The organism is Pseudomonas sp. CFBP 13602, from assembly GCF_014842725.1.
Classification (GTDB): Bacteria; Pseudomonadota; Gammaproteobacteria; order Pseudomonadales; family Pseudomonadaceae; genus Aquipseudomonas; species Aquipseudomonas baltica.
Window position 1 is genome coordinate 473,709 of record NZ_JACYVT010000005.1, and the last position, 10,063, is coordinate 483,771.

A 10,063-nucleotide genomic window follows, 5' to 3' on the forward strand; every position below is an offset into this window, starting at 1 on the left:
TGACCCCGATCCCCGTAGGAGCGGCCAGTGGCCGCGAACAGGCTGGCACCGAAAACCCTGGCACCACCGCACCACCCGACTGACTGTTCTGGAAAACTATGAGAATTCTGATCATTGGGCCCAGCTGGGTCGGTGACATGGTAATGGCACAGACCCTGTTCCAGAGCCTCAAGCAACGGCACCCCGACTGCCTGATCGACGTGCTGGCGCCTGAATGGAGCCGCCCGATCCTGGAGCGCATGCCCGAAGTGCGTGCGGCCTTGAGCTTTCCGCTCGGCCACGGCGCGCTCGAACTGGCCACGCGCCGGCGCATCGGTAAAAGCCTCAAGGGTCATTACGACCAGGCCATCCTGCTGCCCAACTCGTTGAAGTCGGCGCTGGTGCCGTTCTTCGCCGGCATCCCCAAGCGCACCGGCTGGCGCGGCGAATTTCGCTACGGCCTGCTCAACGACGTGCGCACCCTGGACAAGCAACGCTACCCGTTGATGATCGAGCGCTTCATGGCCTTGGCCTTCGAGCCCGGCGCCCTGTTGCCGCAGCCGTATCCGCGCCCCGAACTGCGTATCGACCCGGCCAGCCGCGACGCTGCCCTGGCCAAGTTCGGCCTGGCCCTGGATCGCCCGGTGCTCGCCCTGTGCCCCGGCGCCGAGTTCGGCGAAGCCAAGCGCTGGCCGTCCGAGCACTATGCCGAAGTGGCCGAAATCAAGATCCGTGAAGGCTGGCAGGTCTGGCTGTTCGGCTCCAAGAAAGACTTCCCGGTGGGCGAGGCGATCCGCGAGCGGCTGATTCCCGGCCTGCGCGAGGAAGCCTACAACCTGTCCGGTGAAACCGCGCTGGCCGAGGCCATCGACCTGATGTCGTGCGCCGACGCCGTGGTGTCCAACGATTCGGGCCTGATGCACGTGGCCGCCGCGCTCAACCGGCCGCTGGTGGCCGTGTACGGCTCGACCTCGCCAGGTTTCACGCCCCCCCTGGCAGAAAAGGTCGAGGTGGTGCGCCTGGGCCTGGATTGCAGCCCGTGTTTCGACCGCACCTGCCGCTTCGGCCACTACAATTGCCTGCGCCTGCTGGAACCCCAGCGGGTTGCCGATGCGTTGCAGCAGGTAGAAGGGCCGGCCACGGTCGAACTGACAGTCAAGGCGGAATGAATTGCGGGTACTGCTGATCAAGACCTCGTCCATGGGCGACGTCATCCATACCCTCCCGGCGCTGACCGACGCGGCCCGTGCCGTGCCAGGCATCCGTTTCGACTGGGTGGTGGAGGAGGGTTTCGCCGAGATCCCGAAATGGCATCCGGCCGTGGATACGGTCATTCCGGTGGCCATACGCCGCTGGCGCAAGAACCTTTGGCAGGCCTACAAAAGCGGCGAATTCAAGCTACTGCGTCAGCGTCTGCGCGCCAACCGCTATGACTTGGTGATCGACGCCCAGGGGCTGCTCAAGAGCGCCTGGCTGACGCGTCTGGTCAAGGCCCCGGTGGCCGGCCTCGACAAGGGCTCGGCCCGCGAAGGCCTTGCCAGTCGTTTCTATCATCGGCGTTTGGCCGTCGCGCGCGGCCAGCACGCGGTCGAACGCGTGCGCCAGCTGTTCGCCCTGGCACTGGGCTATGACCTGCCCAAAGGCACCGGCGACTACGGCCTCAATCGCCTGCAGTGGCGCGACCTGATTCCCGGCCCGGCGTTCGTGGTGTTTTTGCACGGCACCACCTGGGACACCAAGCATTGGCCGGAAGCCTACTGGCGCGAGCTGGCCGAACGCTTGGGGCATGCCCACATCCAGGTGCGATTGCCATGGGGCAGCGACAGCGAACGCGAACGCGCGCAACGCATTGCCGCAGGCCTCAAGAACTGCGTGGTGTTGCCTCGGTTGAACCTGGCCGGGATGGCGCAGATCCTGGCCGAAGCCCGCGCCTGCGTTGCGGTCGACACTGGCCTTGGCCACCTGGCCGCCGCCCTCGATGTGCCGACCATCTCCCTGTTCGGCCCGACCAACGTTGGCCTGACCGGCGCCTACGGTCGTGGCCAGATCCACCTGGCCAGCGATTTCCCACCCTGCGCGCCGTGCATGCAGAAAACCTGTACCTACCAGCCGACGCCGGATGACCAGCGTCGGTTCGATCTCAAACGCGAGTGGCCGCTGTGTTTCACCCGGCTCGACCCCGAGCGCGTGGCAAGCCGACTGAGCACCGTGTTACTGGCCGAGGATCTTCGCTGATGCAACTGGCATTCGTGCTCTACAAGTATTTTCCCTTTGGTGGCCTGCAGCGCGATTTCATGCGCATTGCCCTGGAGTGCCAGCGCCGTGGCCACGGCATCCGCGTCTACACGCTGATCTGGGAAGGCGAGGTGCCCGAAGGTTTCGAGGTCCACGTCGCGCCGGTCAAGGCGTTCTTCAACCATCGGCGCAACGAGAAGCTGCTGAGCTGGATGCAGGCTGACCTGGCCAAACGCCCGGTCGATCGCCTGATCGGCTTCAACAAGATGCCCGGCCTGGACGTCTACTACGCGGCCGACGGCTGCTACGAAGACAAGGCACAGAACCTGCGTCATTCGCTGTACCGCTACTGGGGGCGCTACAAGCATTTCGCCGACTACGAGCGGGCCGTGTTCGGCCGCGATGCGAAAACCGAAATCCTGATGATTTCCGAGGTCCAGCAACCGCTGTTCATCAAGCATTACGACACCCCGCTGGCGCGCTTTCACCTGTTGCCGCCGGGCATCGCCCACGACCGTCGTGCGCCGCCGGACGCGGCGCTGATCCGCGCCGAATTCCGTGGCGAATTCATGCTCGAGGACGACGAGCTGCTGTTGGTGCAGATCGGCTCCGGCTTCAAGACCAAGGGCGTGGACCGCAGCCTCAAGGCCATGGCGGCCTTGCCAGCGGCGCTGCGCAAGCGCGTGCGGCTGATGGTCATCGGCCAGGACGACCCCAAGCTGTTCCAGATGCAGGGCGCAGCGCTCGGCCTGGGCGACCGGGTGCAGTTCCTCAAGGGCCGCAGTGACATTCCGCGCTTCCTGCTCGGCGCCGATGTACTGATTCACCCCGCCTACAACGAGAACACCGGCACCGTGCTGCTCGAAGCGGTGGTGGCTGGCTTGCCGGTGCTGGTTTCGGCGGTGTGCGGCTATGCCCATTACATCGCCCAGGCCGACGCCGGGCTGGTGCTCAGCGAGCCCTTCGAGCAGGAAGAGCTCAACCGCTACCTGCAGCGCATGCTCGAGGACGACAGCGCCCGCGCGGCCTGGTCGGCCAATGGCCTGGCCTTCGCCGACAGCGCCGACATCTACAGCATGCCCGAACACGCTGCCGACGTTATTCTGGAGGCGCGACCATGAAGCTGGTGCTCGACGAGCCGTTCAAGACGCTGTGGGCCGGGCGCGATCCATTCGTCGCCGTCGAAGCGCTGCAAGGCGAAGTGTTTCGCGAACTCGAAGCACGCCGCACGCTGCGCACCGAAGTCGACGGCAAGGGCTATTTCGTCAAGATCCACCGTGGCGTCGGCTGGGCGGAAATCACCAAGAACCTGCTCACCGCCAAGCTTCCGGTGCTTGGCGCCGGCCAGGAGTGGAAGGCCATCCAGCGCCTGCGCGAGGCCGGCGTGCCGAGCATGACGGCGGTGGCCTACGGCGAGCGCGGCAGCAACCCGGCCGATCAGCATTCGTTCATCATCACCGAAGAGCTGGCGCCTACCATCGACCTGGAAGTGCTGAGCCTGAACTGGGCCAAGCAGCCGCCGCAACCGGCGCTCAAGCGCGCACTGATCGCCGAAGTGGCGCGCATGGTCGGCATGATGCACCGCGCTGGGGTCAACCACCGCGACTGCTACATCTGCCACTTTCTGCTGCACACCAACAAGCCGGTCAAGGCCGACGATTTCAAGCTCTCGGTGATCGATCTGCACCGTGCCCAGGTCCGTCCGCGCATCACCCGCCGCTGGCGCAACAAGGACCTCGCCGCGCTGTATTTCTCGGCGCTGGACATTGGCCTGACGCGCCGCGACAAGCTGCGCTTCCTGCGCGACTATTTCCAGCAGCCCCTGCGCCGCGTGCTCAAGGAAGAAGCCGTACTGCTCGGCTGGCTCGACGGCAAGGCGAACAAATTGTACGACCGCAAATTGCGCTACGGGGATGCTCTCTGATGGCGGGCTGGAACCTGGAAGCGGGCTACGAGCACCTGCAGGCCGACTTCGGCAGCCTGGACAGCGTGTTCGCCCTCACCGGCGAGCGCCTGACCCGCGACCCGTTGTCCGAGGTGATTCGCGTGCAGCGCGGTGGGGTCAACTATTACGTCAAACGCTACGTGGGTGCCGGCAAGGGCCTGCGCGCACACCTGGGCAAGCCAAGGGTGAGGGCCGAATGGCAGAACCTCAAGCGCTTCGCCAAGTGGGGCATTCCCACTGCCGAAGTGGTGGCCTGGGGCTTGGAACGCAATGGCGCCAGCTATGACCGCGGGGCGCTGATCACCCGCGAACTGCCCAACACCCAAGACCTGCACCAACTGGCGCTGAGCGACGATCCGCGGTTGCGCAACCGGACCTGGGTCGACCACATCAGCCGGCAGCTGGCACAGCACACGCGCACGCTGCACGACAACCACTTCACCCACAACGATCTGAAGTGGCGCAACCTGCTGGTGGACGACAAGGACGTGTTGTACTTCATCGACTGTCCCAATGGTGCTTTCTGGCGCAGCTTCATGCTGCGCTATCGCATCATCAAGGACCTCGCCTGCCTGGACAAGCTGGGCAAGAGCGAACTGTCCAACACCCAGCGCCTGCGCTTCTACCTGCAGTACCGCCGCCGCGAAAAGCTCAATGCCTCGGACAAGCTGCGTGTGCGCAAAATCGTCAAATTCTTCGAGGGCCGCGAATGAGCGACTTCATCGCCAGCGAGGAGCGCGCCTTGCTGGAGCGCCACGGGCTGGCCACATTCGATGCACTGTGGAACCTGCAACTGGACGCCGTGGACGAACCCAACACCGGCCGTGGCGGCTGGAGCAGCGTGTATCGGCTGGACCTGGAAGGCCGTGGTTTCTATCTCAAGCGGCAAAGCAACTATTTGACCCGTACCCTGGCCCGGCCCTTTGGCGAGCCGACCTTTGCCCGCGAGTTTCGCAACATCAGCCGCTATCGCAAGCAGGGCATCCCGGCGTTGCAGGCGGTGTTCTACGGTCAGCGCCAGGTTCAGGGTGAAACTCGTGCCATGCTCATGACCCGCGCCCTGGACGGCTGGTCCGACCTTGAAGCGGTGCTGCAGCAGTGGCTGACCCTGGCCCCGCAAGAGCGCCGCGCGGTGCTGGTGGCGTGCGGCGAGCTGGGGCGCATCCTGCATTCGGCAGGGCAGGTGCACGGCTGCTTCTACCCCAAGCATATTTTTCTGCGCGCCACGGCCAGCGGCTACCAGGCGCAATTGATCGACCTGGAAAAGACTCGCCCGCTGCTGTTCGGCCAGCGCGACCGCGCCAAGGACCTCGAACCGTTGCTGCGCCGGGCACCGCGCTGGCAGGCCGCCGACATTCGCGTTTTGCTCGCCGCGTATCTGGCCCAGTCCGAAGCCAGCCCCCAGGTCGACGCCTGGCTTCAACGTTTGAGCCGCCGTCGCAACCACAAGGAAGGCCGCTGATGCGCCTGTCTGAACTGACCCAAGCCGGCCGCACTCCCGCGTTGCCCCTGAGCATCACCCTGGCTGACGCCGCCGGCCCCGCCGAGCTGCAACTGCTGACCCTGTTGCGCGTGCTGCCCGGCCAGCGTTACGTCGGTGCCGGTATCTGGCGCGGCCGCACCGTGCTCGCCAAACTGCTGGTCGGCAGCAAGGCCGCCCGGCATTTCCAGCGCGAACTGGAAGGCGTGCGCCTGCTGGCCGAACAACACCTCACCACCCCGCAACTGCTCGCCGACGGCCTGCAGGAAGGCGAGGGCGGCTGGCTGCTGTTCGAGTACCTGGAAAACGCCCACAGCCTGGCCGACGAATGGGCCCGCGTGGAAACCCTGCCACCTCTGGCCGACGAACAGACCGTGGTGCTCAGCGAAGCCCTCGGTGTCATCGGCCAGATGCACGGCAAGGGCCTGTGGCAGCAAGACCTCCACCTGGACAACCTGCTGCGCCACAACGGCCAGGTGTTTCTCATCGACGGCGCCGGCATTCAGGCCGAACAGGTCGGCAAGCCGCTGTCACGGCAGAAGGTCCTGGAAAACCTTGGCGTGTTCTTCGCCCAACTGCCCAAGCACCTTGAACCCTTCACCGAAGAGCTGCTGGTGTATTACCTGCTGGCCAACGGCGAACACGGCCTGCCCATGGAAGCGCTGCAGAAGCAGATCGACAAGGTCCGCGCCTGGCGCCTGAAGGACTATCTGAGCAAAGTGGGCCGCGAATGCAGCCTGTTCAGCGTGCAGGACAGCGCCTCCAGCCTGCGCGCCGTGCGCCGCGAAGAAGAGGCGGCCCTGCTGCCAGTGTTGCGCGATGCCGATGCCCTGCTCGAACAGGGTCATATCTACAAGACCGGTGGCGCCGCCACGGTCGGCCGCGTGCACAGCCAAGGCCGCGACCTGCTGATCAAACGCTACAACATCAAGAACCTGCTGCACTGGGGCAAGCGCTTCTGGCGCCCGAGCCGCGCCTGGCATTCGTGGGTCGAGGGCAATCGCCTGCTGTTCCTCGGCATCGCTACCCCCAAGCCGCTCGGTGTGCTGGAAAAGCGCGTGCTGTGGCTGCGTCGCGAAGCCTACCTGATGACCGAACACCTGGGCGGCCCGGACCTGATCGAAGCCTTCGCCGCCCATGTCGACACGGGTGACGTTCCCGAGGATCAGCTCCAGGCCCTGGACCAGCTGTTCGCCGACCTGATTCGCGAACGCATCAGCCACGGCGACCTCAAGGGCCACAACCTGTTCTGGCACGACGGCCGCTGGGCGCTGATCGACCTCGACGCCATGCAGCAACACGGCAGCGACAGCAGCTTCGCCCCTGCCCACCAGCGCGATCGTGAACGGTTGCTGCGCAACTGGCCGGACGGCAGTGCCCTGCGTGTGCTGCTGGATCAGCGTTTGCCCCGAGAAATGTAGCCGCAACGTACGTCGCGCACGGAATTCAGGACTTTTCCTGCATTTGCGTCGGATGGGTCCTACAGACGTGCTTCCACAACTCCCGGAAACTCCTGTCGCTTGGCGGCCCTGCGTGGGCCAGCGGCAGAGCAGGGGGGTTGGACATGAAACTGGGCTACTTCATCCGGTTGGGCGACAAGACATCGTGTGGCGGCACGGTCCTTGGTGGCGAGCGGGCCGTCACCCTGCTCGGCGTTCCGCGTTCGCGCGAGGGCGATCGCGTGTCCTGCGGAAAAAGCACCGGCGAGTTCCACATCGTCGGCGGCGTCGAGCAGCTCAAGAGCAACGGTCGGCGTGTCGCCGGCAGCCTCGACAGCACCAGCAGCTGTGCCTGCAACGCCCTGCTGATCCCGTCGTCGTTCAGTACCCAGTACGAGTCCCTGCGCCCGGTCAAACCGCGGCTTGCTGCCATGCCCCTCGTGGAGACGGCGCAGAGCTGCGGCCATCCGGACCAGTTGCTGTCGATCACCACCTACATGGCCGGCGAGATCAACCGCAACGTCCGTCACCCGACCATCGCCAGGATCAGGCAGCTCAATCGCTACGATGCCACCCAGGCCTCGTTCACTTACAACGCGCTGCCCTGGCACGCACGTTGGTGGGCACGCGACCCACAAGTGGTCGCCAACGCTTGCAAGAACGAAGCGGTTGCCCTGTGGGTTGGACAAATGGATGACAACCGTGAGTGGAACTACCAGGCCAAGGTCGCGCAGTTGCAGAACTCCACTTGGCACAAGCAAGGCCGATACCTGTATCACGTAGGGTTGTGGGCGGGTATCCATTACGGCTATCTGGGCATGGCTGCTGGGTTTTCCCAAGCTGTGCTGCTCGATGGCATCGATGCACAAACACCGCTGGAACAGCGCCGCACCCTGCGCCACTGCCATGCCACCGCCGAACGCCTGGCCATCAACCTCGGCATGGACCTTTACAAGCGCCACCCCGAAGGCGTGGTAACCGCCAAGGCCATGATCAATGCGGTACTCGCAGCCGAGCGGGAAAACTGGAGCAAAGGCAGGCGTGAGCATCGGTGCAGTTCTGGTCTGCGGTCGGGTGCTGGAAGGGCTCGCGAGGGGGGGTTGCAAGCTACTTGAGTGGCGGGGGCGTGTTGGTGGTGGGTGTCAATCATACTCCCGGTTTGCCAGCAGGGTGGAAGTAGAAGTGGGCAACCGCCACTTCTGGACTTCCACTCGCTGGTTTCGCCGCTAATACTGTGAGTGGGACTGGTGGCCGAGCTTTTTACCTGTGAACACTTTCACGCTTTTACTGCTCGCCGCGAGGTGACATTCGTTCATGAGCTTGAAGCTGTGCAGGAAATGAAGATGCCCTTCCTGACTACTCAAGGTCATCTCTTAACCCCCTAAGGCTATCGGTAAGTCATCGTAATCTCGTCCATCATTATTGCGCTACCTCGGTGATGAAAGCGGATTGATGCGATTCGTCGCGGAACTTGTGGCGCATTTATGTACTGGCTACCAGCATAGGCGTAAGACATTGCCATAATGGTACCTGAACTGTCTTTGTATTGAACTTGGCATTCGTTCGTGCCGCTGTTAAGATGCAAGCTAAAGCGGATACCTTTGATTGGAGTAATAAATGTCCAGTCCACTGGATAGTAGCTGGAGTTCTCGGAGTGGCCCCTCGCGCCGAAGTACCTACCTGAAAACATAGGGTAGGGCAGTCCGCTAGCAGGCCCGGTGATTGAAGTTGTAGTGTTAGTGATCGAACTAAAGTAGCGGAATCTGACATTTGTATAAGGTTGGAATTCTCGAGGTTGCTCAAGCTCGAAGTCTTCCTTCACCCAGTCAGGCACATCTGCCCGGACAAATCCCCACGCAACCGAAGACTCGCCGCTGCCGTACAGCGCCTTGGCAGTGAGTGAATGGTTGCCTGCTGCAAGGGCACTCACGCTATGAGTCCAGTTTCCTGTGGCGTTCACCTGTGCAACGCCTTTTGAAATGACTCCGTTATCGAAGATTTCCACTTGCGTATTGGGCGTGGCGGTACCGCTGATCGAAACCGTCAGGTCGGGCGTGGTGCCGCCATTAGGTACTTCCTCAATTGAATCCCGCACGCTGGAAATGACCGGTGCCGTTTGAGCCGCCTTATTGAAGGCCCTTGCTGCCGAAACCAACCCATTGCCATAAAGTCCTTTCGCCGTGATCGAATGCGTCCCCAGTGCCAGGCCCGACAGGGGAGCGCTCCAGTTCCCCCCCGTATCAACGGAAGCGTTGCCCTTGGACGTCGCGCCGTCGAACAGCTCTACTTGCTGGCTGGCAGTGGCCGTACCGCTCACCGTAACGCTGTTGTCGTACGTGGTTCCGCCGGGGCTGATCTCGCTCCACGAATCCCGCACGCTGCTGATCGTTGGCGCGTTGTCGGCCACAGCGACCACCGCATATGCGCGAGAATCGAAGATCGTCGCTGTTGCTTCGTTGCTTCCCCCGTTCATGGCAACCTTGAAGGTCACAGTCAACCTACTCTGATGCCTCAAAGCCTTCAATTCAGCCACAGGGACTTTCACCGTCTTGCTTCCCGAGCTTACCCAGGCACTGTCGACAGCGTCAGGTGGTGCCAGCATCCGTATGTTGTATTCAGTTCCATTCGACCTGTAGCCCTCGAGGGTCAGCCATACCTGTTGTCCCGCAACGATCAGTGGCCAATGACCAACGCGCAGCGTAGCGTCATCTGTCAGGGCACTCACATCGAGGCTTCCACCGATGGCTTCTAGAATCTGCAGGTCGCTGAGCGTATTGGCTGGCAACGTCAGCACCTGCAAACTCAACACCTCGGACACCGGCCTCACCGCCCCACTTTGATTGACCGCATAAAACACCTCCGCCGTCTTGCCCAGCGAAGCCGCCAGAATCGGCGCAGGAATAGCCCCCTGTGCCTCACCCGCAACGCTGACGGTGATGGGCGGGATCGCCTGGTCGGCATTCCCCGCCACACGCCAGAACGGCA

At 63.4% G+C, this 10,063-nt stretch carries 8 protein-coding genes and 1 pseudogene; 8 read left to right on the plus strand and 1 reads right to left on the minus strand.

Translation table 11 applies throughout. The annotated features are described in order from the left end of the window. Nucleotides 1–98: 98 nt before the first annotated feature. The 8 genes from waaF (at nucleotide 99) to IFU31_RS13355 (ending at nucleotide 8,193) form a co-directional block, all read left to right on the plus strand. Nucleotides 99–1,148 carry a lipopolysaccharide heptosyltransferase II gene (waaF, locus tag IFU31_RS13320; protein WP_122479760.1) on the plus strand — a complete coding sequence of 350 codons (1,050 nt, stop codon included), beginning with the start codon at nucleotides 99–101 and terminating at the stop codon, nucleotides 1,146–1,148. A 1-nt stretch (nucleotide 1,149) separates the two neighbouring features. Beyond that, on the plus strand, nucleotides 1,150–2,214 hold the full coding sequence (waaC, locus tag IFU31_RS13325; RefSeq protein ID WP_192103229.1) for a lipopolysaccharide heptosyltransferase I: 1,065 nt from the start codon (nucleotides 1,150–1,152) through the stop codon (nucleotides 2,212–2,214). Then, on the plus strand, nucleotides 2,214–3,335 hold the full coding sequence (locus tag IFU31_RS13330) for a glycosyltransferase family 4 protein (RefSeq protein WP_122479758.1): 1,122 nt from the start codon (nucleotides 2,214–2,216) through the stop codon (nucleotides 3,333–3,335). Before waaC ends, IFU31_RS13330 begins: the two co-directional genes overlap by 1 nt. Continuing rightward, entirely contained in the window at nucleotides 3,332–4,138 is an 807-nt protein-coding gene (rfaP, locus tag IFU31_RS13335) for a lipopolysaccharide core heptose(I) kinase RfaP (protein ID WP_192103230.1), read from the plus strand. Before IFU31_RS13330 ends, rfaP begins: the two co-directional genes overlap by 4 nt. Next, on the plus strand, nucleotides 4,138–4,872 hold the full coding sequence (locus IFU31_RS13340) for a lipopolysaccharide kinase InaA family protein (RefSeq protein WP_192059539.1): 735 nt from the start codon (nucleotides 4,138–4,140) through the stop codon (nucleotides 4,870–4,872). The genes rfaP and IFU31_RS13340 overlap by 1 nt, the downstream gene beginning before the upstream one ends. Continuing rightward, nucleotides 4,869–5,621, plus strand: a complete 753-nt coding sequence (locus tag IFU31_RS13345; protein ID WP_192103231.1) for a lipopolysaccharide kinase InaA family protein — start codon at nucleotides 4,869–4,871, stop codon at nucleotides 5,619–5,621. Before IFU31_RS13340 ends, IFU31_RS13345 begins: the two co-directional genes overlap by 4 nt. Further along, complete coding sequence (locus IFU31_RS13350; RefSeq protein ID WP_192103232.1) at nucleotides 5,621–7,060, plus strand: lipopolysaccharide kinase InaA family protein; 1,440 nt, start codon at nucleotides 5,621–5,623, stop codon at nucleotides 7,058–7,060. The genes IFU31_RS13345 and IFU31_RS13350 overlap by 1 nt, the downstream gene beginning before the upstream one ends. A gap of 143 nt (nucleotides 7,061–7,203) precedes the next feature. Continuing rightward, a complete protein-coding gene (locus tag IFU31_RS13355; protein ID WP_192103233.1) occupies nucleotides 7,204–8,193 on the plus strand; it encodes a PAAR domain-containing protein in 990 nt (329 codons plus the stop codon). 272 nt (nucleotides 8,194–8,465) lie between these two features. On the opposite strand, the pseudogene IFU31_RS13360 reads toward IFU31_RS13355, so the two are convergent. Continuing rightward, nucleotides 8,466–10,063: pseudogene (locus IFU31_RS13360) on the minus strand (Ig-like domain-containing protein); the annotation flags it as partial.

Bases quoted from the DNA above. Each gene is read 5' to 3' on its own strand.
- waaF (WP_122479760.1), top strand. From the start codon at position 99: ATGAGAATTCTGATCATTGGGCCCAGCTGGGTCGGTGACATGGTAATG.
- IFU31_RS13330 (WP_122479758.1), top strand. From the start codon at position 2,214: ATGCAACTGGCATTCGTGCTCTACAAGTATTTTCCCTTTGGTGGCCTG.
- rfaP (WP_192103230.1), top strand. From the start codon at position 3,332: ATGAAGCTGGTGCTCGACGAGCCGTTCAAGACGCTGTGGGCCGGGCGC.
- IFU31_RS13340 (WP_192059539.1), top strand. From the start codon at position 4,138: ATGGCGGGCTGGAACCTGGAAGCGGGCTACGAGCACCTGCAGGCCGAC.
- IFU31_RS13345 (WP_192103231.1), top strand. From the start codon at position 4,869: ATGAGCGACTTCATCGCCAGCGAGGAGCGCGCCTTGCTGGAGCGCCAC.
- IFU31_RS13350 (WP_192103232.1), top strand. From the start codon at position 5,621: ATGCGCCTGTCTGAACTGACCCAAGCCGGCCGCACTCCCGCGTTGCCC.
- IFU31_RS13355 (WP_192103233.1), top strand. From the start codon at position 7,204: ATGAAACTGGGCTACTTCATCCGGTTGGGCGACAAGACATCGTGTGGC.